Origin of the sequence: Micromonospora sp. WMMA1947 (genome assembly GCF_027497355.1) — a bacterium.
In the GTDB taxonomy this organism is placed as follows: Bacteria; Actinomycetota; Actinomycetes; order Mycobacteriales; family Micromonosporaceae; genus Micromonospora.
Window position 1 is genome coordinate 3466934 of sequence record NZ_CP114909.1, and the last position, 22070, is coordinate 3489003.

General features: G+C 71.1%; 30 protein-coding genes and 1 tRNA gene. 15 read left to right on the forward strand and 16 right to left on the reverse strand.

The features are described from left to right. The first annotated feature begins 60 nt into the window (after positions 1–60). Positions 61–137 (forward strand) — tRNA-Ile (locus tag O7604_RS16625). 125 nt (positions 138–262) lie between these two features. Here the strand turns inward: O7604_RS16625 and O7604_RS16630 are convergent. Next, the gene (locus tag O7604_RS16630; protein ID WP_281577055.1) at positions 263–802 is read right to left on the reverse strand and encodes an ATP-binding protein; all 540 of its coding nucleotides are present in this window, start codon (positions 800–802) and stop codon (positions 263–265) included. A 316-nt stretch (positions 803–1118) separates the two neighbouring features. Here O7604_RS16630 and O7604_RS16635 point away from each other — a divergent pair, with 316 nt between their 5' ends. Continuing rightward, positions 1119–1793: a GNAT family protein gene (locus O7604_RS16635; protein ID WP_269704650.1), complete on the forward strand. Its 675-nt coding sequence runs from the start codon at positions 1119–1121 to the stop codon at positions 1791–1793. A 23-nt stretch (positions 1794–1816) separates the two neighbouring features. Here the strand turns inward: O7604_RS16635 and O7604_RS16640 are convergent, their stop codons facing one another. Further along, on the reverse strand, positions 1817–2524 hold the full coding sequence (locus O7604_RS16640; protein ID WP_281577056.1) for a DUF899 family protein: 708 nt from the start codon (positions 2522–2524) through the stop codon (positions 1817–1819). Between the two features lie 136 nt (positions 2525–2660). On the opposite strand from O7604_RS16640, the gene O7604_RS16645 reads away from it, so the two are divergent. Further along, a complete protein-coding gene (locus O7604_RS16645) occupies positions 2661–3581 on the forward strand; it encodes an RNA polymerase subunit sigma-70 (protein WP_269704652.1) in 921 nt (306 codons plus the stop codon). Between the two features lie 925 nt (positions 3582–4506). Here the strand turns inward: O7604_RS16645 and O7604_RS16650 are convergent. After that, entirely contained in the window at positions 4507–4887 is a 381-nt protein-coding gene (locus O7604_RS16650) for a hypothetical protein (RefSeq protein ID WP_269704653.1), read from the reverse strand. A gap of 513 nt (positions 4888–5400) precedes the next feature. Further along, a complete protein-coding gene (locus O7604_RS16655) occupies positions 5401–5817 on the reverse strand; it encodes a hypothetical protein (RefSeq protein WP_281577057.1) in 417 nt (138 codons plus the stop codon). A gap of 123 nt (positions 5818–5940) precedes the next feature. Between O7604_RS16655 and O7604_RS16660 the strand changes: the two genes are divergently transcribed. Continuing rightward, positions 5941–6273, forward strand: a complete 333-nt coding sequence (locus O7604_RS16660; RefSeq protein ID WP_269704656.1) for a hypothetical protein — start codon at positions 5941–5943, stop codon at positions 6271–6273. Between the two features lie 9 nt (positions 6274–6282). Further along, entirely contained in the window at positions 6283–6957 is a 675-nt protein-coding gene (locus O7604_RS16665; RefSeq protein WP_281577058.1) for an HAD family hydrolase, read from the forward strand. Positions 6958–7089: 132 nt separating this feature from the next. Here the strand turns inward: O7604_RS16665 and O7604_RS16670 are convergent, their stop codons facing one another. Further along, positions 7090–7542, reverse strand: a complete 453-nt coding sequence (locus tag O7604_RS16670) for a hypothetical protein (protein WP_281577059.1) — start codon at positions 7540–7542, stop codon at positions 7090–7092. Positions 7543–7615: 73 nt separating this feature from the next. On the opposite strand from O7604_RS16670, the gene O7604_RS16675 reads away from it, so the two are divergent. Further along, complete coding sequence (locus O7604_RS16675) at positions 7616–8053, forward strand: hypothetical protein (protein WP_281577060.1); 438 nt, start codon at positions 7616–7618, stop codon at positions 8051–8053. A 129-nt stretch (positions 8054–8182) separates the two neighbouring features. On the opposite strand, the gene O7604_RS16680 is transcribed toward O7604_RS16675, so the two are convergent. After that, on the reverse strand, positions 8183–8587 hold the full coding sequence (locus O7604_RS16680) for an AAC(3) family N-acetyltransferase (RefSeq protein ID WP_281577061.1): 405 nt from the start codon (positions 8585–8587) through the stop codon (positions 8183–8185). Between the two features lie 66 nt (positions 8588–8653). Next, positions 8654–9088, reverse strand: coding sequence for a hypothetical protein (locus O7604_RS16685; RefSeq protein ID WP_281577062.1), 435 nt, complete (start codon positions 9086–9088; stop codon positions 8654–8656). Between the two features lie 100 nt (positions 9089–9188). On the opposite strand from O7604_RS16685, the gene O7604_RS16690 reads away from it, so the two are divergent. Next, on the forward strand, positions 9189–9773 hold the full coding sequence (locus O7604_RS16690; protein WP_269704662.1) for a GNAT family N-acetyltransferase: 585 nt from the start codon (positions 9189–9191) through the stop codon (positions 9771–9773). 5 nt (positions 9774–9778) lie between these two features. On the opposite strand, the gene O7604_RS16695 is transcribed toward O7604_RS16690, so the two are convergent. After that, on the reverse strand, positions 9779–10966 hold the full coding sequence (locus O7604_RS16695; RefSeq protein WP_281577063.1) for an FUSC family protein: 1188 nt from the start codon (positions 10964–10966) through the stop codon (positions 9779–9781). A gap of 50 nt (positions 10967–11016) precedes the next feature. After that, the gene (locus O7604_RS16700; RefSeq protein WP_281577064.1) at positions 11017–11484 is read right to left on the reverse strand and encodes an SRPBCC family protein; all 468 of its coding nucleotides are present in this window, start codon (positions 11482–11484) and stop codon (positions 11017–11019) included. Between the two features lie 160 nt (positions 11485–11644). Here O7604_RS16700 and O7604_RS16705 point away from each other — a divergent pair, with 160 nt between their 5' ends. Then, positions 11645–12415: a GNAT family N-acetyltransferase gene (locus tag O7604_RS16705; protein WP_269704665.1), complete on the forward strand. Its 771-nt coding sequence runs from the start codon at positions 11645–11647 to the stop codon at positions 12413–12415. Positions 12416–12447: 32 nt separating this feature from the next. Here the strand turns inward: O7604_RS16705 and O7604_RS16710 are convergent, their stop codons facing one another. Next, on the reverse strand, positions 12448–13131 hold the full coding sequence (locus tag O7604_RS16710; RefSeq protein WP_269707032.1) for a hypothetical protein: 684 nt from the start codon (positions 13129–13131) through the stop codon (positions 12448–12450). A 160-nt stretch (positions 13132–13291) separates the two neighbouring features. Here O7604_RS16710 and O7604_RS16715 point away from each other — a divergent pair, with 160 nt between their 5' ends. Together O7604_RS16715 and O7604_RS16720 are read left to right on the forward strand one after the other, a co-directional pair. Then, positions 13292–13675, forward strand: coding sequence for a hypothetical protein (locus tag O7604_RS16715; RefSeq protein WP_269704666.1), 384 nt, complete (start codon positions 13292–13294; stop codon positions 13673–13675). A gap of 48 nt (positions 13676–13723) precedes the next feature. Then, a complete protein-coding gene (locus tag O7604_RS16720; RefSeq protein WP_269704667.1) occupies positions 13724–14281 on the forward strand; it encodes a Uma2 family endonuclease in 558 nt (185 codons plus the stop codon). 13 nt (positions 14282–14294) lie between these two features. Here O7604_RS16720 and O7604_RS16725 read toward each other — a convergent pair whose 3' ends face one another. Beyond that, positions 14295–14816: an SRPBCC family protein gene (locus O7604_RS16725; RefSeq protein WP_269704668.1), complete on the reverse strand. Its 522-nt coding sequence runs from the start codon at positions 14814–14816 to the stop codon at positions 14295–14297. Between the two features lie 3 nt (positions 14817–14819). Continuing rightward, positions 14820–15128, reverse strand: a complete 309-nt coding sequence (locus O7604_RS16730; protein WP_269704669.1) for a metalloregulator ArsR/SmtB family transcription factor — start codon at positions 15126–15128, stop codon at positions 14820–14822. 87 nt (positions 15129–15215) lie between these two features. On the opposite strand from O7604_RS16730, the gene O7604_RS16735 reads away from it, so the two are divergent. Continuing rightward, entirely contained in the window at positions 15216–16145 is a 930-nt protein-coding gene (locus O7604_RS16735; protein WP_269704670.1) for an LLM class F420-dependent oxidoreductase, read from the forward strand. Between the two features lie 301 nt (positions 16146–16446). Here O7604_RS16735 and O7604_RS16740 read toward each other — a convergent pair whose 3' ends face one another. Next, entirely contained in the window at positions 16447–16860 is a 414-nt protein-coding gene (locus O7604_RS16740; protein ID WP_281577065.1) for a hypothetical protein, read from the reverse strand. A 67-nt stretch (positions 16861–16927) separates the two neighbouring features. Here O7604_RS16740 and O7604_RS16745 point away from each other — a divergent pair, with 67 nt between their 5' ends. Further along, entirely contained in the window at positions 16928–18175 is a 1248-nt protein-coding gene (locus O7604_RS16745) for an FAD-binding protein (protein WP_281577066.1), read from the forward strand. Between the two features lies 1 nt (position 18176). Here the strand turns inward: O7604_RS16745 and O7604_RS16750 are convergent, their stop codons facing one another. Next, entirely contained in the window at positions 18177–19316 is a 1140-nt protein-coding gene (locus tag O7604_RS16750; protein ID WP_281577067.1) for a site-2 protease family protein, read from the reverse strand. 150 nt (positions 19317–19466) lie between these two features. Here O7604_RS16750 and O7604_RS16755 point away from each other — a divergent pair, with 150 nt between their 5' ends. Next, entirely contained in the window at positions 19467–20081 is a 615-nt protein-coding gene (locus O7604_RS16755; protein ID WP_073831254.1) for a DUF6082 family protein, read from the forward strand. A 30-nt stretch (positions 20082–20111) separates the two neighbouring features. Here the strand turns inward: O7604_RS16755 and O7604_RS16760 are convergent, their stop codons facing one another. Both O7604_RS16760 and O7604_RS16765 read right to left on the reverse strand, forming a co-directional pair. Then, the gene (locus O7604_RS16760; protein WP_181726740.1) at positions 20112–20294 is read right to left on the reverse strand and encodes a DUF397 domain-containing protein; all 183 of its coding nucleotides are present in this window, start codon (positions 20292–20294) and stop codon (positions 20112–20114) included. Positions 20295–20331: 37 nt separating this feature from the next. Beyond that, positions 20332–21168: a helix-turn-helix transcriptional regulator gene (locus O7604_RS16765; protein WP_281577068.1), complete on the reverse strand. Its 837-nt coding sequence runs from the start codon at positions 21166–21168 to the stop codon at positions 20332–20334. A 270-nt stretch (positions 21169–21438) separates the two neighbouring features. On the opposite strand from O7604_RS16765, the gene O7604_RS16770 reads away from it, so the two are divergent. Together O7604_RS16770 and O7604_RS16775 are read left to right on the forward strand one after the other, a co-directional pair. Then, positions 21439–21753, forward strand: coding sequence for a DivIVA domain-containing protein (locus O7604_RS16770; protein ID WP_269704675.1), 315 nt, complete (start codon positions 21439–21441; stop codon positions 21751–21753). Continuing rightward, a complete protein-coding gene (locus O7604_RS16775; protein ID WP_269704676.1) occupies positions 21750–22004 on the forward strand; it encodes a hypothetical protein in 255 nt (84 codons plus the stop codon). Before O7604_RS16770 ends, O7604_RS16775 begins: the two co-directional genes overlap by 4 nt. Positions 22005–22070 lie beyond the last annotated feature (66 nt).

Genomic DNA, 22070 nt, shown 5'->3' on the forward strand with positions numbered 1-22070 from the left:
TTCCGCCCGGTAGGTGGTGGTCCGCGCAGCGATCGGCGGGTTACGATCCGGCGCGGTCACGGGGCGGTAGCTCAGCCGGTTAGAGCAGGGGACTCATAATCCCTCGGTCGCGGGTTCGAACCCCGCCCGCCCCACCACATGTTTTCCCTGGTTAGCCACTTCGTCCTCGAACAGGTGCGCTTACACGTCCAACGTCATGGCCGCCGAAGCGTGCCCGAGCATCGGTATCTGCCGACGGGTGGCGGGCTTGGGAATCCTTGTGTCAGGGGACCGATGGAGGCCAGCGATGCCTGCGCCAGTCCTCCCAAGTCGCGAATCCTGCCGGCGGGCAATCGACAGGTTCACTGCCGTCGAGTTCCCCTTCGGTCGGGATGCTGATGACGGCAGCCCACCCGGCGAGTTCCTCGTCGGACATGTGCCACGTCGTGTGCGGCTCTTCGGCTTGGCGCCGGTCAAGTCGTCTCCGCTGCTCGGCCGGTGGGAGTTCGAAGTAGCGCATCTCCACCGCCGCGCCGAGGTCGGCAGCTGCCTGCCGTAGCGCGGAGCGCTCATCTCGACCCCAGAGGCCGAAGTCGATGACGACGTTGATGCCGAGATTGAGGGCGCGCAGCCCAATCTCGATGAGCCGTCCTTCGATCACGTCCGAGGCCGACGGCGGGTTCGCGAGGCCGTACAGGGCCTTTACCCACTCGTCCTTCGTGAGGCGAAGAGCCTGCTCCTCGGCTTCTATGCGCCGCGCTTCTGTGGTCTTCCCGGTACCTGGCAGTCCTACCGTCAGGAACAGAGTCGGTCGTGTCGTCATCGTTTCCCCATCCGAACGGTCGCGCCATCATCGCTGACGCTCGCTCATGCCGCGACCAGCGCGTAGGTGTCGCCGATCAGTTGGCGGACGGGTGTCGCGCATCAGCCGACGGAAGACATGGCCCGTGCGGTCTGCGTTGCCGAATTCCGCTCTGTCAGATCAAGGCGGCCCGCGAGCGGGCCCGCGCCGACCGGCCACGCTGACGGACGACAAGAGCTTGAAGACCTCGCGGCTCCGCCCCGAACCCCGGCCCGCCTCAGAGATCCGCCACCATCGTCGGGCGACGGCAGACGGCAGGACGGGGCATGATGCTCGGATGACATTGGCCGAGATCTGGCCCGTGCACCGTCTGCGGGTGACGACGTCCGTGCTTGAGCTGGCTGTGCCGGGTGAGGACGAGCTTGCTGAACTGGCGATCCATGCGGCAGCCGGCATCTACGATCCGCAGAACCGCTTTCTGGCGCGTTCGCCAGTAGCGGGATGGGAGTCCGGACCGTCTCCCCAGGCAGAGTGGTCGTTCTTGCGGTACTACTGGGCGTCCCTGGCGGACTGGCGGCCGAGCAGATGGAACCTGGTCATGGCTGTGAAGGTCGATGGCGCGTGCGTCGGGGTGCAGGAGATCGGCGCGCAGGATTTCGGGATCACGAAGACCGTTTCGACGGGGTCATGGATCGCGCGGCGGTTCCAGCGGCGTGGTTATGGCAAGGAGATGCGGCGCGCCATCCTGCACCTTGCGTTCGCCGGGCTGGGAGCGGATCGCGCCGAGTCCGCCGCCTGGTCCACCAACGCGCCGTCGCTGGGAGTCTCGTGGTCGCTTGGCTATCAGTCGAACGGCACCACTATTCGGACCTTCGACGGTGCCCGTCAGGAGCAGATCAACCTGGTGCTCGACCGCGAGCGGTGGGAGAGCCACCGTGACGACATCGCGATCCATGGACTCAGCGACGAGGTGCTTGAGCTGATGGACGTCAAGCGGGACGCGTCCCGGTGATGGCCGCTGCCATGATCAGGACGTCATCGCGGTGCGACGCCGGGGCGTGACCATTGCGCGGTGGGGCGGCCGTCGAGACGCCACGGGTGCCCGTTGCCCCGCGGCCAGCCTTCAGGCGAGTTCTCCCAGTTCTCCTGCCGGCCGTACACCGTGAGGTCCAGGGCGTGGTAGGTGGTCATCAACGCCTCAACGCCCCGCCCGGTGGTCCAGTAGGTCTCGTAGACGTTGTCGCCGTCGCGCAGGTAGCACGCGATGAACCCGAAGTGACGACCGTCGGCCAGAGCCGGGTCGGAGTCTTTCGCCGAATACCAGGGGAACCGGTAGCCCATGAACTCGGCGAACGGGGCACTTTCGTCGTAGGGGCCCTCGCAGAACACGGCATAGGTGACGTCCCGAGCGTGCAGGTAGTCCAGCGTCTGCATGTGACAGGTCGAGAAGGTGCACCCCTCACACTGATGCTCGTACGGATTGCCGTCGTGCCACATGTGGAAGTAGGCGATGAGCATCCGGCGGCCCTCGAACACTTCCACCAGCGGGATGTCCCCGCCAGGGCCCCGCACTGTCACCGCCGGCATCAAGGTCATCGGCAGCTGACGACGAGCGGCTGCGATCGCGTCTCCTTCGCGGGTATGGGCCTTCTCCCGTACGAGCAGTTCGTCGCGCTTGCGCAGCCAGGTCTCCCGGTCGACGACCGGGGGCGCGGCGGCGTCGGACGTGGGGGTTGTCGTCATGGCTGTCTCCTTCGTGGAGGGGGATCGGTCACAGGTACAGACGACCGAGTCGGCGATTGTCATCGGTGACCGATGACGGATGGGGTCCGCGGTCGTCAGTACGGTTGTGAGCACCACTCAGTCCCGGGGAAATCACATGTCCGACTCGCCTGACGAGCAGGCAGTCTGGCTGCAGCGCGCCTTCGACGAGCACCGGCGTGAACTGCACGTCCACTGCTACCGCCTCGCCGGGAACGTCACCGACGCGGACGACCTGGTGCAGGAGACCTTCCTGCGTGCCTGGCGGGCTCGCGACCGCTTCGAGGGTCGGGCGTCAGCGCGCACCTGGTTCTACCGGATCGCCACGAACATCTTCCTGGACAGCCGCAAGGCGGCCGGTCACCGGACGGTTCCCTACGGTGATGCGCTGGAGTGGTCCACCGAGCTCGGTCCCTATCCCGACGCCCTGCTGGCCGACGATCCACAGACCGGCCTCGCCGCCCGGGAGACCGTCGAGCTGGCCGTGATCGCCGCGCTCATGTACCTGCCGCCGCGGCAGCGGGCGGCCTTCGTGCTGCGCGACGTCTACGGCTGGACGCCGCAGGAGATCGCGACCTCGCTCGGCACCCCCGTAGCGGCCGTCAACAGCCTCCTCCAGCGGGCCCGCCACACCCTCCGGCGGCGCGCTCCGTCGGACCCGAAGGACTGGCGCCGCCCGCAGCTCACCAGGGAGGACGAAGCGATCCTGCGCCGCTACGCCAGCGCGAAGGACCCGGAGACGATCCGGGCACTGCTCGCCGAGGACGTACGGATCACGATGCCGCCCGAGCCGCCGGTCGTCGGGATCGACGCGGCCGCGGAGTTCCTCGGCCGACCGCTCGACTGGCGTACGTTTCCCACCTCGGCCAACGGGCGCCCGGCGCTGATCAACTATCTCCGTCGGCCCGGCAGCCCGCACTACGAGGCGTTGGTCGTCGACGTACTCCGGATCGAGAACGGAAAGATCGTCGAGAGCAACGCCTTCATCGGTGCCCGTCACGTCACCGCTTTCAGCATGCCCGCCACGCTCGAGCCCTAGGTGAGTAAGCCTCAAGCCATGTTGCCGAGGGAGGGATATCGAGCGGCGTTTCCTCTGGCGAGCGTTCCTAGGAACTCGGCGGGTCGGTTCCGTCGCAAGGGACACCGATGCCCAGCTGCACCTGCGCCGTCTGCCCCCGCGACCGAATGGTGAGCGGTAGGCAGGTTGGCCGCGCAACCCAGGTGCCGCCGACGAAGGCCAGCCACCGAGGTTGGTCATCGACAGGTGCGCAGGCGCGCACATGGGCGCTCACGGCCGGCACCACTGACGAGCCCCATCCGAGGCGCGCCCTGTCCTCCCAGCCGGAAGCCACCCGAAGGTCAACCACCGCGCCGCCGCGTACGACCAGCCCCCATTTGGCGAACAGCCGGGCTGCCGGATCCGACTGCCCCGATTCCTCTGCTTGAAGCACCGGCCGGGCGGGCACCGCAACGTCCTCTCCCACGAGCCGATAAGCCGCCGGCGGTTCCTTGATCACATCGACAGACACGGTACACGGCTCCTGCCTGGCGCTCACGTCAAGCGACGGGGACGCGCTGAGGTCAGTGCCCGGAGACGCAGTTGGCGCGGGTGGGCCGGCCTCGCCCCGGGAGCAGTCGCTTGAGGACGTGCAGGCTGCCGACGTCACCATCAGGCAGACGCTGAGCGGCCACCACACCATACGGCTGGCCCTGTGCACGCGCGTCACCTCCTGAACGGCGAGGCCATCGACGGTAAGGGCGCGACTCGTGAAGTGTCACCGTATCGAAAGGCGGGACGCCTTCGATGCCGTCATCGGTGATCTGTCTGCACTCATGGTCGGCAGCGGTCCGCGTCCGGTCCGCAGGAGGTCGGCGGGCGGGCGGGGAGTGGTGGGAGACGTCGAGAGGCGTTTCCACTGCCAGGAGCCCGCCGCCCACCACGCGAAACGCGCTACTCAGCCGAGCTACCAGTACCTGCCGCAGGTCGGCTCGAGCTTGTCGACCGCGCTCTCCAGGTCGCCGGTGTCGCTCGCGACCTTCACGAGCCCTTCCGCATTCGAGAGCTTGGGCTTGATCGAGCGGACCTGGACGTCCTTCAGGCCGGCGGCCACGGCGAGCGCCCTGAAGTTGCTCCGCAGGGTGCGATCCGCCTGTTCGCCGGCCACCCGGTTCGCCACCGCACCGAGGTTGATCAGCCGGGTGGACGCCTCCGCCCGGGCATTGACGAGCTCGGCCTCTACCGTCGAACTCGCGGCGACCCCGCCCAGGGTGATCAGACCGGCGATGGCCTTCTCCAACGAGCCCTTGACGGCGGTGCAGGCCGCCTTGTTGCTGGTGGCGGCCACTTGCGTGGTCTTCCTGGTCGTGGGCGCCGCCGCGGGGGCTCCCGAGGACCGGGGAGTTCCGGAGGGCCGCGCGGTCCCCGAGGGCCGGGCGGTCGGGGAGGACTCGGGTGTGCGGCTCGGCGTGGCCGTCGGCGCCGTGGGCGTTGCGATGGGTGGCTCCGTAGCGGTACTCGCCGCCACGGCAGTGGGCGTGCTCGGCATCTCGTCGGCGCGGCCACACGCCGAGGCGGTGAGCAGCGTCGCAGCAACCGCCACGCAGAGCCCGAACCGTCGTACCGTCACGTCGTATCCCATCTCGCGGATCTTGCGGAAGCGTGACGATACATGTCAGACGCACTGTCGACCATCGTCGACCGCCTCGGACTGCCGCTGATGGTGAAGCGGGCGGTGCGGGGGATGCCGAGACCCTCGATCGATTCACCACCGATCGGCTGATCGGACCTCGAGCGTCTCGGGCGCGAAGGGTCCTGTGGGATGCCTGTCAGCTCGGCAGAAGGTGCGCGGTGGGTCGAATCAGTGATCGGGCAGGGCGTACCAGCGGCCGGCCTGCACCTCTCGCAGCTCGCCCAGCTCGACCAGGTTGACACATGCCGTACGCAACTCCTCGACCGAGGGGCGTGCTCCCGAACTCCGGTCCAGGAAGCGCGTGATCCGCCAGACGTCGAATGCCTCAACACCGCCGACCTGGTCGATGTCGACCTCCTGGTCGTGCTGATCGGTCATCCGGCAGCCGGCGCCATGAACCGAGTACTCGATACCAGTGCTCGCCATGCCCTCCCGAGGCATCCTTCGTGAATGCCTCACTGCCGCCATCAGATCCGAGACGCATCCGAGATCCGCGTAGGCGTCGAACAAACGCGACCGAATGTACGTCAGGGCGGCGGCGTAGCCTCGAACTGCTTCGATCGCTGACTCGGCGCGCTCGTCCACCTGATGAGTATCCCCGTCTGCGAGGTCGCAGCCGGCGAGCGGGCACGGGCGCGGGGGCTCTGGGCGCCACGCCCGGCGGGCGCGCATCTTCCTCACTCACGCTTGCTTCGGCATGCTTACCGGGTGGAAAATCCGCACGCCTCGACACCGCTTCCTCTGCACCTGTACTGCAGGCTCGACGTCCTGGTCACCGACATCGAGGCACTAACCGATCGCGCAGTCGCCGAGCTGCGAGATGCGGATGTGGACTGGCAGACGGAAGACGACGACCTCGAATCGGCGGTCGCAGAGCTGCACGGCAGCATCTCCGCGTCGCTCGGGGCTGTGGTGGACATCAGCCGCCTGATCGACGGCGTCCCCGGAGTCGAGTTCCGAGGCGGCTGGTGCCGGGCCGAACCTGGCTCGCCACGAGACATAGCCGCTCCAGAAAGCCCGGTAATCTTCGTGTTGATCTAGGGTGATGCGGTGACCGCCAAGCCCGTGACGACAGTGCTGTTCGACTTCGCCTGGACTCTGTTCGCCAGGAACTCGGAGCGCTGGGTGGGCAACGCGGCGGCATCGATCGACCGGGCATTGGCTGCCGGCGAGGCGCACCGTATTGCCGGCGACTTCGCGGAACTGTTGCGGGAGACGGCCACGGATCCGGCCCACATCGCCCGAGATCTGGATCCGCGAGTCTGGGATCGGGCGATCCTCGCCGTGCTGAAACAGATTCCCGGGGTGGACCAGGCGCTGGCATCGATGTTGCACGAAACACACGCCGAGGCGATCGAGCCGTACGCCGACACCGTCGCCACCCTGTCCGCATTGCGTGACAGCGGTGTTCGCATCGGTGTCGTCAGCAACGTCGGCTGGGACATCCGCACATGCTTCGCGCGGCACGGACTCGACGGCTGTGTCGATGCGTTCGTACTGTCCTACGAGGTCGGCTTCGTCAAACCGGACCCTCGGATCTGGGGTGCCGCCCTCGAAGCCCTCCATGCCGCACCGGGCCAGACCCTGATGGTCGGTGATCATCCTGCCGGTGACGGCGGATCGGTTTCTGCCGGTATACCAGCGCTGATCCTGCCGATGGTGGATTCGCCCGCGCGGAAACGCGGCTTCGAACACGTGCTCAGGCTTGCCCAGGTTCCGTCCTGACCGGTCGCCGGCAATCACGGGAAGCTCCTTCGATCACCGTCGTCGTCCATTGTCATCTCGGTAGGGGCTTTCGCTGCGCGTCGCTTCGCGCCAACCCGAGGGTGGGTGCAGTCGATGACGCTTTTTCGGCGCTCATTGCGTGGCCGCGACCTGGACGACGCTGCTGCCGCTGGACGTGGCGTTGCCCCCGTCGATCACTGAGGTGACCAGGTCGTAGAAGCCCGGCTCGGCATCGGGACCGATCACGATCGTGCTGACGGGACGCTCGCCGGAATCGGCCGCCGGCCGAACCGGTATCGCCGTGAAGGTGACCAGCCCGGGCACCGCCGAAGCGGCCTTCAGGTCGTCCACCGTGCCGTACGGGCCCGTCAGATGTGCGGTCAACTCGACCTGCGACGAGGTGGAGCCCGGCTCGACCGTCCACCGCACGGTCAAGGTCTGGCCCGGGTGGTAGGGCTTGTCGACGTCCAGGTCCGCGCAGCAGGTGTATGCCGGCGGCGGCACCGTCTCGGACGGTTCGGCGCCGCAGGCAGCCAGCAACGGCACGACGAGGCAGCTGAGAAGGCGCCGGCGCGGCGAGTTCATGCGCAGGATCGTAGGCAGGGTCCAGCGCTGTCAGGAGGCGGCGGACAGATGCGCCGCAGCCTATGGTTGCCGCGTGAACAAGCGCCTGTGGGTGGTGTCGGCGCTGGCCGTGACCGCGCTGCTCGCCGTACCGGTGACCGTTGCCGGCGTCCACGTGACCCACCCTCGGAACGAGGACGGCTACCTGGCGCACCTCAAGCAGTACGGCGACCGGCAGAACGACAGGCCGCTGGCGGTGTTGCCGCCGACTGCGGATCTGGTCGCCGAGGGCGATGCGGCGTGCGACTGGTTGCGCGAACAGCCGTACGCGCTGTGGCGGCACGATCCGGAGTACCGCGAGCTTGTCGTCTACGAGCGCTACGTCCGGCAGGTCGAGAACCGCCTACCGGCCTGGGGCGACGAGCTGCCCGACCGGCGATCGGTGACGGGAGCCGCGTGGACCCACCTGTGCCCGGCCGAGTGGGAACTACGCCAGCCCCGCCGCAACCCCTTCGCCCCCAAGCCGGACTGAACGCGCGTCCCGTCGTACCCGGTGCCCTCGCAGCATCGATCTTGGAGTTGTGGCACCTCGCAAAAGCCGCGTGCGGGACATCCGAGGTGCCAAAACTCCAAGATCGACGAAGAATCCGCGCGCGGGAGGTCAGCGCGCGCGATTCGCGGCCATCCAGGCGGTGGCGAAGTCGACCAGTGTGCGCTGGGACATCAGCCGGGCCGTTGCGGTGCCGACCCGGCCGGTTGTCGTGGCGCCTGTCGCCTCGAAGTCGGCGCCCACCTGGTCGAAGTCGTCCTCGTCGGTGACGACGTCGGTCCACGTGGTCCACCGGCTCGTGCCGTCCGGCAGCCGTACCGCCGAGCCCGTCACCGCCCGTGGCGCCGCCGCCTGCCGCCATTCCGCCGAGCGCGCGCAGGTCGTACGCGAGCGAGTTGACGGTGTGCGGTGCGGCCTGGTCCACGCGGCGCAGTGTAGGCAGGGCTGAGCCTGGACCGGGGACGGTGCCGGGCCGGGCCCGCCCCGACGGCGGCGGGACCGGCCCGCCCCGCGCATTCGTCGGCGGGCAGTTCACATGGGTACGCCCAACCGATCAGAGCCCGGCCCTACCGGAATCCGGCGTCACGTCCACGGCGGGGGATGCCGGCTCACGTAGTCGCGGGCGCGGGGGAGCGGATCGTCCCAGTACTCGTGCGGCATGCGGTGATGCTGGGCCCGGCAGAAGGTGGCGAGGTCGTCGACGATCGCGATCCGGTCCAGTGGACGCCGTTCGAACTCCCGGTTGGCCGCGAGCAGATCCGCCTCCGGGTTCCAGCCGGCGTGGTCGAACGCCCAGCCCGCCCAGGTCGCGTACACGTGGAAGACCTGGCGCCGGCCCGCGAGCCGCAACCCCGCGAGACCGATCGGCCGGTCGGGGTAGGTGTCCCGGCACGCCCAGGCCAGGATGTGGCAGGCCCCGGCGGCGAAGAACGGCTGGTCGGCGCGTTCCCAGGCGAGTCGCTGGTCGGCCCGTTCCCGCGGCGTACGCCGGAAGACGCCCGCTGCCGTCACTGCCACCGGCGCACCCTAGCCGAGCGGCCATGCGACGCGTGGACCCGCGCATGTGCCGATCCGAACCGGATTGACACGCGGGGTGGTCCGCGGGGGAGAGTCGGGCATGCGCTTCCCGGTGTCCACACCGCCCGCCGTTCCCGCCGGCACGCTCACCACCGGCCCGCAACCGACGTTGCCCGCCGAGGGCGGCCTGGTCCTGCGCCCCTGGGCGGACGGGGACGCGCCCGCCGTCCTGGCCGCGTACCAGGATCCGGAGATCCGCCGCTGGCACACCCGCCGGCCCGCGTCGCCGGAGCAGGTCCTGCAGTGGATCGCCCACCTCCGTCGTTCCTGGCAGGAGGAGACGGGCGCGAGCTGGGCGGTGACCCGGGGCGACGAGGTGGTGGGCCGCATGGCGCTGGGCGGCTTCAACCTCGACGACGGCGAGGCCGGCTGCGCGTACTGGGTGGTTCCGGCCGCCCGTGGCGCGGGCGTGGCCTCCCGCGCGTTGCGGGCGGTGAGCGCGTGGGCGCTCGGCGAAGGGCGGCTGCACCGGCTCTGGCTCGACCACTCGACCGGCAACGTCGCGTCGTGCCGGGTGGCGGTCAAGGCCGGGTTCCGGCTGGAGGGCACCAAGCGCAGCGCTGCGGTGCACGACGACGGGCGGCACGACATGCACCTGCACGCCCGCGTCCGCGGGGACGCCTGACCGGATCACGACTGCGCGGCGGCCACCTCCCGGATGCGCCGCAGCGCCTCCTCCCGGTCCATTCCGGTCGCCTGGAGGATGTCGCTGGCCGCGGTCCGGACCTGCCCCACGATCACCGTGCCGGACAGCCCGGTCCCGGCCAGCTCCGCGCGCGTCGCCGCCGCCACCGCACGCAACGCGTGGCGGCGGGCGTCCTCCGGGCCCTGGTCCGCGAGAACCTCCTCCTGTACGGCGTGCACCGCCGCGCCGAGTGCCTCCACCGCGTCCGGCAGGCTCTCCGGTATCGGCTCCCCGTCCTCGATCAGCACGACGGCCCGGCGGGCCAGTACGCGGGTGTTCCAGACCGCCTGGTCCACGTCCGGCGCGCTGAGCTGGTAGTGCCGGACCGAGCGCCGCCTCGGCCAGCGCGCCGGGGCCAGGTCGACTGTTTCCTTCGCGCCGCCGAAGACGTCCCAGAACCGGCCCAGGTCCGCGCCGATCGCCTGCGACCGGCTCAGCGACCGGTCGGCCAGGTCGTGGTCGCGTCGCCGTAGCGCGGCGGCGGTCGCGGCGAGCTGGTCGGCGAGTTGCCGCAGCGTCGGCGCGGCCACCCGCCGCACGACCCGCAGTGGGTTGATCGGCACCAGCAGAAGTGTCACCACCAGTCCCACGCCGCCGCCGATCAGCGCGTCGACGAAGCGGGGGAACTCCAGTGTGTGCCGGGAGGAGGAGAGCGCGCCGAGCAGCACCGCCGTACCGCTGGCGTTGCCCACGATCCCGCCCCGCGTACTCAGTGCCAGCGCGACCAGGACGGACGCCGCGACGATCACGCCGGTCTGCCACACCCCGGCGCCGACGGCGCCGATCAGCAGGTCCGACACGATGATGCCGAGCGTCACCCCGGCGAGCAGTTCGACGGTGTTGGAGAGGCGCCGTCCGAAGGACGACGTGATCACCGCGACCGCGGCCGCCGGGGCGAAGATCGGGCTCGGCATGCCGGTGAGCCAGCGCGCGACGGCCCAGGCCAGCGCCGCCGCCAGTCCGGCCTGCACGGCGAGTACGGACTTGATCCGCAGCTGTTGCATCCGGTCCCGCCCGGCGGCCCGGCCGCGCTCGTTCACGCGCTCCCACGCCTCGTCGAACCGTTCCGCGTCCAGGCCGGCGCGCCGCGACGACCCCCGCCGGCCGCCGCGCCCCTCCCGCTGCCCGGTCACTGCCGGCGGCTACCCGCAAAAACCGCCGCCAATCCCGGCGTCCGCCGAGGTCAGCCGCCCGGTTCGAGGTACGCGGCCAGGTGCGCCAGCGAGGACGCGATGCCCTCCTCGTGCACCGCCTGGTCGATGCCCGGAGGTACGCCGGTGGCGGTGACCGTCACCTCGGTGCCGTCGCCGGCCGCCGCGAGGTGCCAGGTCATGGTCATGGTGCCCGCGTACGCCGGGTCGTCGGCCTGGAACACGGCGGTCTGCACCACCCGGTGCGCCGGTACGAGTTCGGCGAACCCGACATCGACCACGTCGGTGGCGTCCGAGGTCTTGCCCGGGTTGCCGGTCGCGTCGAGGTAGGTGAGCACCATCCGGAACCCGCCGCCCGGACGCGGATCCCAGCGCTCGATTCGCCCGCGCATCCCGTCCGGCGGCAGCCACGCCTCCAGGGCCGCCCGGTCCACGAGCGCGTCGTAGACGGCCGCCGGCGCGGCGGCGATCGTCCTGCTGCCCCGATCGACCCTGCTCACCCCCCAACCCTAAGCGCCTCCCACCGCTCGCCGGTCCCGCCCGACGCCGATCTTGGAGTTGTGGCGGTTGACAAATGCCACTGAGTTGGGCGATTCAGGCACCACAACTCCAAGATCGGCGGGGGAGCGGGAGGGAGGCGCGGCCGGTACGCTGCCGCGAATGCCGGTACTGCCGCACCCCGACGCCCCTGCCGACTCGCTGCTGGTCGGTGACGACGACACTCCGCTGGCCCGGATGCGGCTGCGGGACGACGACGGCACGGCGGTCGCGGCCGACGTCCGGCCGCTGCCCGGGGCGCCGCTGACCCGGCTCGTCGGGCAGGTGCGGCGCGACCTGGCCGGGCACCGGCTGGAGACGCCGGACGAGGCGCTCGCGTCGGCACTGGTGGCCGACGGGCTGACGCTGGACCGGGCCGCCACGGACATGCGGCACGACCTGACCGACGTACCCGAAGCGGTGACCCTGCCGGACGGCTGGTCGCTCGGTGCCCCCGGCTGGGACGACGACCTCGCCGCGGGGCTGGACGCGGCGTACGGCCCGGACCACCCGGACGGCCGCTGGCAGCCCAGCGACACCGAGGAGGTGCGGGCGATGTTCGACACCGGCGAACCGGTGCCGCCGCTGGTGCCCGCCTCGGCCCGGCTGATCGACCCGGACGGCCGCAGCGCCGGGCACGTGCTGTGCGCCGGACCGGTGCCGTGGACCGACGACGACTGCGTCTGGATCCTCAACCTGGGCGTCGCGCCCCGCGCGCAGCGGCGCGGGTTCGGCCGGGCGCTGCTGGTGCACGCGTTGCGCGGCGCGCGCGAGGCAGGGCTACCGTCCGTCGGCCTGTCGGTGGTCGACGGCAACCCGGCCCGCCGGATGTACGACGCGGCCGGCTTCCGCGTCCGCACCCGGGTGCTCACCGTCCGGATCCCCGACGCTTAGAACCCTTGCCGGCGGCGGCGCGCGGCCGACCTTCAGGCGCCGGTGAGCAGGGGGCGGTGCTCGGACCAGAGCCAGCGCAGGTAGTCGCGCAGCCGTTCCGGGGTGGCGATCCACCCCTGGCCGGGATAGCGGAGCAGCCGGCTGACCTCGCCGGCCACCAGGTCGTACCCGGCCGCGCCGGTCTCCGGCACCGGGGCGTCCGGTGCGATCGCCACGGGCAGCGGAACCATCGGGATCCGCAGGCCGGCGTCGTCGCAGGCCCGCAGCACGGTGAGATAGACCCGGACCAGGTGGTACGGCGAGACGACGAGCGCGACGCTGCCGACGCCCAGCGCCCGTACCTCCTCCACGACCCAGGTGGCCTGCCGGCCGGTGCCGGTGACCGGCTCGGCCTGGAGCACGACCCCGTCGGTCCGGCGCAGACCGAGCCCGCGCAACCGGTCCAGCGTGAGCGGGCGATACGTCCGCTCGGCCGAGTCGGTGTTCGCCACCAGCAGGTGCCGCAGCGCCGGGCCCGTCTCCCAGGCGCGGATCGCGTCGGTGAGGCGCCAGTCCTCGCCCTGGCCGGTGGGCACCACGAGCGCGTCCACCCGCTCGGCGGCGCGGTGGGGGAGCGTGAGGACCATCGTGACCGCCTCCAGCACCGCCAGGAGCCGCTCGGCCGGGACGTCCGCGAACGCCTCCGCCGCCACGAGCCGTGGCAGGGGGCGGGACACACTCGTCACGCCCGCGATCTTGCCACGGCGCGGCGGACGGGGATGGAGAGTGGCGCGGTGCGGACGGGGATTCTCGGGCCGCACACCGCCGTGTGCGCGGCGGCGAAATCGAGTACGCGTGCTCATTCGGCCGCCCCGCCGGCCGGGCAGGATCGAAGGCGTGACAACGAGACGTACGCTGCTCGGCGGCCTGATCCTGGCGCTGGCCACGGCCGGCGCCTGGGTGGCCTGGCTGAGCTGGGAGTCCGGCTGGACCGTGGACCCGCGGACCGGCGACATGAGCGGGCCGTACGCGGTCTGGCAGGTCGCCGCCGCGGTGCTGACCCTGGGCGCGCTGGCCGCCGTCGCCGGCTGGTGGCTGAACATCTGGCTGGTGGCAACGGTGATGACAGTGGCGTTCACCGTCCCGTGGGCGGTGCACGCCGCCTCGACCGACGACACCGGCCTGTGGGCGGTCGGTGCGGCGCTGGTGGCGATCGGCACCACCATCGGAACGACGCTGGTCGGCGGCGCCGCCGGCTGGCTCCGCCGCCGGACCGGGTGACGGGGTTGGATGCCGCGGCTACGCGGCCTGCTGCCATAGGATGGCGTCATGAGCGCTGAGGCAGTCGGCATGCACATGCCCGCCGTCGTGACGCTCGACGACGTGGCGACGATGAATGCCGCCGACCCGAACGGCCACCGCTACGAGACCAGCCCCGAGGGGGTTCTGTCGGTCATGCCGCCGCCCGACTCCGAGCACGCCATCATCGCGAGCCGGATCTTCGCCTGGCTGATCATGGCGGGCTGGCCCGCTGAGCAGGTGCTTCAGGCCGTCGGTGTGCGGGTGCCGGGGCCCAGCGGCGACGGTGGCCGGATCCCCGACATCACGGTTTGGCGGAAGCCGCCCAGCCGTCGCGTCTGGTCCGCCGTGGCCGACCTGGTGCTGGTGGTCGAGATCGTCTCGCCCGGTTCGGAGACCATGGACTCGGTGACGAAGGCCCGGGAGTACGCCTCGGCCGGCATCCCGCGTTACTGGGTCGTGGAGCGGGACGGCGCGCAGACCGTCACGCTCCACGAGCTCGCCGGCGACGGCCGGTACGCCGAGCACGCCCGGATGCCGCTCGCCTGGCTGCTGCAGACCGCACCCGCTGACCACCTCGACGGGTAGGGCGGCCGTACCGTCAGTCGCGGTTCAGGCGTTCGGCGTACGCGTCGCGCAGCTCCGCCCAGCCGAAGTCCTTCGCCTCCGCGCCCCGGATCGGGCCGACCGGGTCGCCGTCGAGCAGATGCGCGGCGACGTCGAGGCAGATGTGCCAGCCGGCGGCAGTCATCGCGGCGAGGTCGGGACCGCCGACCCGGTGCCGCAGCGTGAGCGTGGTGCCGTCGCCGTTCGTGGTCAGCTCCCAGCGGAGCAGGTCGTCGCCCCAGGTGTACTCCAGCAGGTGCGGCCGGTCGGCGCGCAGCACCCGGGCCGGCGCCGGGTATCTCTGGTCGCCGTCGACGGTGCTGAGTACTGCGTCGCCAGGGCGGCCCAGGTCACGGTCGGCCAGGAACGGCGCCCACCCGGCGAGCTGATCCGGGTCGGTGAGCGCGGCCCACACCTTCTCCGGCGGGTGCCGCAGGTCGCGGACGAAGACCAGTTCGTTGTCGGGTGCCAGCTCGACCCGGGCGAGCGGGCCGGGACGGAACGTGTCGCGGTCCATCTGTCACTCCTGACTGTCGAGATGGCGTTCCAGGGCGTCGAGGTGCGCGGTCCACATCGACCGGTACGGCCCGAGCCAGTCGTCGACGGCTCGTAGCGGCGTGGTGTCGACCCGGTAGATGCGCCGCTGCGCGGCCGTACGGCAGGTGACCAGTCCGGCCTCGCGTAGCACCCGCAGGTGCTTGGAGACCGCCGGCTGGCTCATGCCCAGCGCGTCCACCAGTTCGCCGACGCTGCTCTCCGCCCGGCGCAGCCGGTCCAGGATGCGGCGCCGGGAAGGCTCGGCCAGGACGGTGAAGGCGTCGACGCTCACCGCTTCAATATGCCTCATCGGTTATATGCCTGGCAAGGAATGACAGGTCGCGCTGCCCCGGCCCGGGCGGCTCCATATGCTCGGGGGATGGAACTGCGGATCTTCACCGAGCCCCAGCAGGGCGCCACATACGACCAGCTCCTCGCCGTGGCCCGCCGCGCGGAGGAGACCGGCTTCGCCGCGTTCTTCCGCTCCGACCACTACCTGAAGATGGGTTCGGTGAGCGGCGATCCCGGCCCGACCGACGCCTGGACCACGCTCGCCGGGCTGGCCCGCGACACCACCCGGATCCGGCTCGGCACGCTGATGACCGCCGCCACGTTCCGGCTACCCGGCCCGCTGGCGATCACTGTGGCGCAGGTCGACCAGATGAGCGGCGGACGGGTCGAGCTGGGCATCGGCACCGGCTGGTACGCCGAGGAGCACTCCGCGTACGGCATCCCGTTCCCGCCGCTGGGGGAGCGGTTCGACCGGCTGGAGGAACAGCTCGCCGTCATCACCGGGCTCTGGTCCACCCCGGAGGGCGCCACGTTCGACTACCCCGGCACGTACTACCCGGTCAGCGACTCGCCCGCGCTGCCCAAGCCGGTGCAGCGCCCCCGCCCGCCGATCCTGCTCGGCGGCATGGGCCCGAAGCGCACGCCCCGCCTGGCCGCCCGGTACGCCGACGAGTTCAACCTGCCGTTCGTCTCGGTCGAGGACACCGTCACGCAGTTCGGGCGGGTCCGCGACGCCTGCGCCGCGATCGACCGCGATCCGTCCACGATGACCTGGTCCAACGCGCTCGTGCTCTGCTGCGGCCGCAACGAGGCCGAGGTGGCCCGGCGTGCCGAGGCGATCGGACGCGACCCGGACGAGCTGCGCGCCAACGGCGCCGCCGGCACGCCCGCCGAGGTGGTCGAGACGCTCGGCCGGTACGCCGAGGCGGGCAGCTCCCGGGCCTACCTCCAGGTGCTCGACCTGACCGACCTGGACCACCTGGAGCTGGTAGCCGCCGAGGTGATGCCCCAGCTCTGACCCGCCGCCCGTCCCGCCGCCCGGCCCCGTCGAGATCTTGGTAAGAAACGGCCCCCATAGGGGCACTTTCTTACCAAGATCTACACCGGTCCCACCTCGCGGAACAACAATCTCGCGGTGCGGGAGGCGCCCTCCCGCACCACCCCACAAACCCGCGATCTTGCAGTTGCGGCCCTTTCGGTGCCGGATTTACGGCTCTTGTCGGGGCAGTAACTGCATGATCAACGGTGCGGGCGCCCCCGCGGAAGCTGTACCCGTTCGCCGGGCCATCCTCGGCGGTACGCGTGAGGCGGCGGACGGGTCAGCGTGGGGTTGCGCGGCGGACCGTGTCCAGTCGGCCGTCGCGGTCGCTGTCCAGGAGCGTCACGTCGGGCACGCCGTCGCCGTCCAGGTCGACCTGCACCACGTCGGCCACACCGTCGCCGTCGAGGTCCGTCACCACCTCGACGGAACCGTCCAGGTGCCGGGTCACGATCGACCTGGCCGTCCCCTGGCGCGGCGGCGGCCCCGGGTGGGGCACCGGAGCCGGCTCGGGCTCGGGCGTGGGCCCCGGCACCGGCGCGGTCGCCACGGGCGTCACCCGCACAGCGGCGGGCGCCACCTCCACAGCGGCAGGCGGCATCTCCGCAGCGTCGGGGTCCACGCCGGTCGGGTCGATTTCCTCCTCCGACGGGTACACGTCGCCGCGGAGGCTCGGGTCGCGGTAGCTGCTCATTCCGCCAGGATTCCCGCCGAGTGGCCGGGGCAACCCTGTCGGCGCATGATGGCGGATGATGCAGCGCATGACGGAGACCAACTGGGCCGGAAACGTCAGCTGGTCGGCGCGTACCCGATCGCGGCCGACCTCGACCGACCAACTGCGGCGGCTGGTCGCGGAGGCCGACCTGGTCCGGGCCGTCGGCACCGGCCACTCGTTCAACCGGCTCGGCGACACGACAGGCGTCCAGGTCGCGCTCGACGGCCTGCCGCCCGCCGTCGCGCTCGACCCGGACCGCGGCGCCGTCACCGTCGCGGCCGGCGTCCGCTACGGCGACCTGGCCACCGCGCTGCAGGCTCAGGGGTACGCGCTGGCGAACCTCGCGTCGCTGCCGCACATCTCGGTGGCCGGCTCGGTCGCCACCGCCACCCACGGATCCGGCGCGCGGAACCGCAACCTCGCTGCCGCCGTCGCCGGGCTGGAACTGGTCACGGCCGACGGCGACCTGATCACCGTCGACCGAAGCGACCCGCGCTTCGCCGGGCTGGTGGTCAACCTGGGCGCGCTGGGCGTGGTCACCCGGCTGACGCTCGACGTGGTGCCCACGTACGCGGTGCGCCAGCACGTGCGCCTCGGCCTGCCCCGCGCCGCGCTGGACGAGGCGCTGGACGCCGCGTACAGCGTCAGCGTCTTCACCTCGTGGCGCTCCGAGCGCTTCGACCAGGTGTGGGTGAAGCAGGACGCCGACCAGGCCCCGCCGCCCGCCGACTGGCTGGACACGGTGGCCGCCGACTCGCCCCGGCACCCGGTGCCCGGCATGTCGCCGGAGCACTGCACCGCTCAGCTCGGTGAGCCGGGGCCGTGGCACGAGCGGCTGCCGCACTTCCGGCTCGGCTTCACCCCGAGCAGCGGCGACGAGTTGCAGTCCGAGTGGCACGTGGCCCGCAGCGACGCGACTGCGGCGCTCGCCGCGCTCGATCCGGTCGCCGACCGGATCGCCGCCGTGCTCCAGATCTGCGAGCTGCGGACGATCGCCGCCGACGAGCTGTGGTTGAGCCCGAACTTCCGGCGCGACTCGCTGGCGCTGCACTTCACCTGGATCGGTGACCCGGTGGCTGTCGCGCCGGTGCTGGCCGAGGTGGAGGAGCGGCTCGCCCCGTTCGCGCCGCGCCCGCACTGGGGCAAGCTGTTCGAACGCGATCCCGCCGCCGCGTACCCCCGGCACACCGACTTCGCCGCGCTGCTGCGCGAGTTCGACCCGAAGGGGAAATTCCGCACCGCCGAGATGGACCGCTACTTCCCCCCGGGACTGACTCAGCTCTGCTCGGGCTGAGTCACCGCCCGGCCGGCACCTGCTGGCGCAGGCTGCCGCGCTGCACCGCGCGGCTGATGTCGCTGGGCGAGACGATGCCGACCAGCTGGTCGCCGACCACCACGAGCGCCCGGCCGTCGGTGCACTCGTTGAGCCGTGGGAGCAGGTCGGTCAGCTGCTCCTCGGGGCGGGCGAGCACCAGCTCGTCGGCCCGGCAGGACACCTCGGCCAGCGTGGTCGCCGCGCGGCGGTCCGCCGCGATGCCGCGTACCCGATCGAGCGTGACCAGACCGACCGGCCTGCCGTCGACGGTCAGTGGGAGCGTGGAGTGCCGGTACGCGAAGAGGTAGTGGTCGACGAAGTCGGCCACTGTGAGGTCGCCGGACGCGGTCTGCGGCTGGGGCGTCATCACGTCGCCGACCCGGACGCCGCGCAGCGCGTCGCCCATCCGGGCGGCGCGTTCCTCCTGGCCGGCGGCGCCGAGCAGGAACCAGCCGATCAGCGCCAGCCAGAGCCCGCCGAACCCGGCGCCGGTGAAGAACCGCCACAGCCCCAGCCCGATCAGCACGACGCCGAGCACCCAGCCCGCGCGGGCCGCCACCACCGACGCCTTCGTTCGATCGCCGGTGAACTTCCAGACCGCCGCGCGAAGCAGCCGCCCGCCGTCCAGCGGGGCGGCGGGCAGCACGTTGAAGATCGCCAGCAGCACGTTGATGCCCGCCAGCCAGGCAAGCGCGCCGAGCAGCAGCCCGTGCCCACCCGCGGCGGCCACAGCCACCGCGATCGCCGCGAAGAACACGCCGATGATCAGGCTGACCAGCGGCCCGACCCCGGCGATCCGCAGCTCGGCGCCCGGGTCCTTCGCCTCGCCCTTCAGCTCGGCGACACCGCCGAACAGCCAGAGCGTGATGCCCTCGACCTCGATGCCGTTGCGCTTGGCGACGACCGCGTGCGCCACCTCGTGGGCGAGCAGACCGACGAAGAAGACCACGGCGGCGGCCAGACCGGCCGCGAAGTAGGCGACGGGGGAGTGACCGGGGTACGAGGCGGGGAACAGGCTCGCCGACAGCGCCCACGCGATCAGCACGAAGATGACCAGGACACTCCAGTTGACGCCGACCGGTACGCCGGCGATCCGACCCAGACGGAAACTCGCCCTCATGTTTCCGTCATACCCGGCACACCCACCCGCACACCAGAACCTGCCGCACGGCGTGCCGGACCTGCGGTGAGTGCAGAGCCAGGAGGGTCGGGGCGCCAGGGGCGGCGCGCTCGATTGATCAACTTTGATGGGAGAACTAGCCTTGCGTAGATGAGGAGTGTTCGCGGCGTAGCCGTCTGGGCGTTGTTGGTCTTCTTGGGAGGGCTTGCGCTGCTGCTCTCCCCGCCCCTGATCGACTACGCCTTCGATCCGAGTACCGACTGGGAGCGCTTGGCGAATATCGGCCAAGCCTACGGCTCGGTCTCCATGCTTCTGTCCGCGCTGGCTCTCGTGGGTGTGGTCGCCACCACCATCAGTCAAAACAGGCAGGCCCGCATCGCATTGGAATACGCGCAACGTGACCAGCACGCCTTGTTGCTCAAGATGGCCATAGACGATGCCGTGCTGATGGAGTGCTGGGGGTCGCTGACCCAGGACCCTGCCCCTGAACGGCGAAGGCAGCGGGCCTACATCAATCTGATCCTCAACTTCTGGGCCGCGACCTGGCAACTGGGCGGGATGCCTGAGAGCCAGTTGCGAGGTCTGCTGGCGGCTGACATCTTCGCCACCGAGATCGGCTTGAGGTTCTGGGAGCAGGCGCGGCTTACGCGAAAGGTCGTGCACGCGGGGGCGCAGCCAGCAGCGTTCGACCGGATCGTGGAAGACGAGTACCTGCGCGCCCTTGCGAAGCTACGAAGCGCGGAGGCTTCGGGCATCGGATCGTAGGGCAGGGTGCGCAGGCGATGCCTGCCGCGTTCAGTTCCGGAACGTCTCGTACTTGACGCTCGCGACGAAGGTCGACCAGGCTGCCGGGTCGAAGGCGAGGATGGGACCGCGCGGGTCCTTGCTGTCGCGTAGCCCGACCACGCCGGGCAGGTTGTCGGCGACCTCGACGCAGTCGCCGGAACCGTTGCTACGGGTGCTCTTGCGCCAGGTCATCGTCGCCTGGTTGGCCTCTTCCACCCGCGCCGTCCTCTCATAGCTCGTCGATCGCCCCCAGGATGAGGTCGCGCGACTCCCGGGCGCCGGCCGCCGTGGCGACCAGGTGCTCGAAGACGCGGCTGTACTCCCTCACCTGTTGGCCTTCGAGATAGAGGCTACCCGCGCGGGTCTCGACGTAGACGACCCCCGGATCGGCCGGCTCGGGGAAGGTCAGCACGCTGAAGGCGCTGCCCATCGACCCGTACTCGCCCGCGCCGAAGGTCAGGATCTGGATGGTGCGGCCGGGCCGGTCCGCCTCCTCGGCCAGTCGCCGCAACTGCGCTGCGAACAGCTCCGCGCCGCCGACCGGCCGCCGTAGCGCTGCCTCGTCCAGCACCACCCAGAGTTTCGGCGGAGTCTCGGTGTCCTGACGGCGCATGCGCAACTCGACCCGCCGGTCCACCTCGTCGGTCGGGGCGTCCGGGTGCTCGGCGCGGATGACCGCGCGGGCATAGTCGGCGGTCTGGAGTAGACCCGGAACCAGTTGCGGCTGGAAGGCGCGGATCTCGGCCGCCTCGGCCTCCAGCCCGACGTAGACCTCGAACCAGTCCGGCAGCACGTCGTCGTACGCCTGCCACCAGCCGCGCTTGCGGGCATCGCGGGCGACCTGGACGAGTGCGTCCACCTCGTCGCCCTCCACCCCGTACAGCTCGAGAAGTCCACGGGCGACCGGCGGCATGACGGACACCTGGGCGTTCTCGATGCGGCTGATCGCCGACTTCGAGATACCCACCTCCTTGGCGGCCTGGTCGGCGGTCATGCCGGTCTGCTCACGGAGGCGACGGAGGGCAGCGGCCAGGCGTCGACGTCGGACGGTCGGGCTTCCAGTCATGCCGGTCAGTGTGGCGGAAGCGGACGAGCTTCGCAATGACATCATCCCGAATCGGGAGTTGCGCAAAGGGGGCGGTCCACTGCACGATGAGTGAGTGGCCGGATCGGCTGGGTCATCGGGTGTCGACCTGGGCCACGCGTTGTGCCCTGCTGACGTACTGCTGGTCGAAGGCTGCGGTGGCAGGTGCCGGGGTGGGTCCGCCGGTGCGGGGCGGGCCGGTGGGCCTGCCCTTCCACGGTTCGATCTCGACGGTGAGGGGCAGGTCCTGTCATGCGCGTCTTCCTCCGGCGTGTCCGGCGTCGTCGGCGATCGGTCCTCGGATCGACCTGCTACCGCTCGTCCGCCTACCAACCCCTGCGCCCGTGGCAGGTCCGTGAGCGGAGCTTCCGGACGACCCAACTGGGCCGGCGCGGGCTCGACCCGCAGGAGGTGCGGGAGTTCCTCGACCGCGTCGCCGGTGACCTGGCCGTCGTCTACGACGCGCTGGCGCAGAGCCGCCGGGAGACAGACCGGATCAAGAACGCGCTGCGCCGCTGGCAGTCGGAGCAGGCCCGGGCCCGCAACGAACGGGGGTACGACAGGTGACCGAGCGATGGGTGATCCACCTGCCGGTCGTCGTCAACGACCTGCTCTCCGCTCAGCGGCTGGCCCGGGTGGTGGCGCACTGGTCGCACGTCCTGCCACAGACCGAGCCCGGCGGCACCACTGTCTCGGCGGAGGACGACCAGAACGTTCGCCACTGGGTGTTCTGCGATCGATCATTGTCTGGTGGACAGCGGTGTCTGCTCCGGCCCGGGCACGACGGTGAGTGCTCCCGGCGGTTCCGGCCGCGATGAGAACGCCCGCTTACCGCACCGGAAGCGGAGTGTGCACGAGCCGGGGCCGACGGGCGGTCGGCGAAC

Coding starts and splice junctions, on each gene's coding strand:
- O7604_RS16670 (WP_281577059.1), bottom strand. CDS start 7,542: ATGAACTCGCCGCGCCGGCGCCTTCTCAGCTGCCTCGTCGTGCCGTTG.
- O7604_RS16680 (WP_281577061.1), bottom strand. CDS start 8,587: ATGCGCGGGGCGGGCCGGTCCCGCCGCCGTCGGGGCGGGCCCGGCCCG.
- O7604_RS16765 (WP_281577068.1), bottom strand. CDS start 21,168: ATGACTGGAAGCCCGACCGTCCGACGTCGACGCCTGGCCGCTGCCCTC.
- O7604_RS16630 (WP_281577055.1), bottom strand. CDS start 802: ATGACGACACGACCGACTCTGTTCCTGACGGTAGGACTGCCAGGTACC.
- O7604_RS16755 (WP_073831254.1), top strand. CDS start 19,467: ATGAGGAGTGTTCGCGGCGTAGCCGTCTGGGCGTTGTTGGTCTTCTTG.
- O7604_RS16705 (WP_269704665.1), top strand. CDS start 11,645: ATGCCGGTACTGCCGCACCCCGACGCCCCTGCCGACTCGCTGCTGGTC.
- O7604_RS16635 (WP_269704650.1), top strand. CDS start 1,119: ATGACATTGGCCGAGATCTGGCCCGTGCACCGTCTGCGGGTGACGACG.
- O7604_RS16750 (WP_281577067.1), bottom strand. CDS start 19,316: ATGAGGGCGAGTTTCCGTCTGGGTCGGATCGCCGGCGTACCGGTCGGC.
- O7604_RS16745 (WP_281577066.1), top strand. CDS start 16,928: ATGACGGAGACCAACTGGGCCGGAAACGTCAGCTGGTCGGCGCGTACC.
- O7604_RS16735 (WP_269704670.1), top strand. CDS start 15,216: ATGGAACTGCGGATCTTCACCGAGCCCCAGCAGGGCGCCACATACGAC.
- O7604_RS16640 (WP_281577056.1), bottom strand. CDS start 2,524: ATGACGACAACCCCCACGTCCGACGCCGCCGCGCCCCCGGTCGTCGAC.
- O7604_RS16720 (WP_269704667.1), top strand. CDS start 13,724: ATGAGCGCTGAGGCAGTCGGCATGCACATGCCCGCCGTCGTGACGCTC.
- O7604_RS16690 (WP_269704662.1), top strand. CDS start 9,189: ATGCGCTTCCCGGTGTCCACACCGCCCGCCGTTCCCGCCGGCACGCTC.
- O7604_RS16725 (WP_269704668.1), bottom strand. CDS start 14,816: ATGGACCGCGACACGTTCCGTCCCGGCCCGCTCGCCCGGGTCGAGCTG.
- O7604_RS16740 (WP_281577065.1), bottom strand. CDS start 16,860: ATGAGCAGCTACCGCGACCCGAGCCTCCGCGGCGACGTGTACCCGTCG.
- O7604_RS16770 (WP_269704675.1), top strand. CDS start 21,439: ATGCGCGTCTTCCTCCGGCGTGTCCGGCGTCGTCGGCGATCGGTCCTC.
- O7604_RS16645 (WP_269704652.1), top strand. CDS start 2,661: ATGTCCGACTCGCCTGACGAGCAGGCAGTCTGGCTGCAGCGCGCCTTC.
- O7604_RS16760 (WP_181726740.1), bottom strand. CDS start 20,294: ATGACCTGGCGCAAGAGCACCCGTAGCAACGGTTCCGGCGACTGCGTC.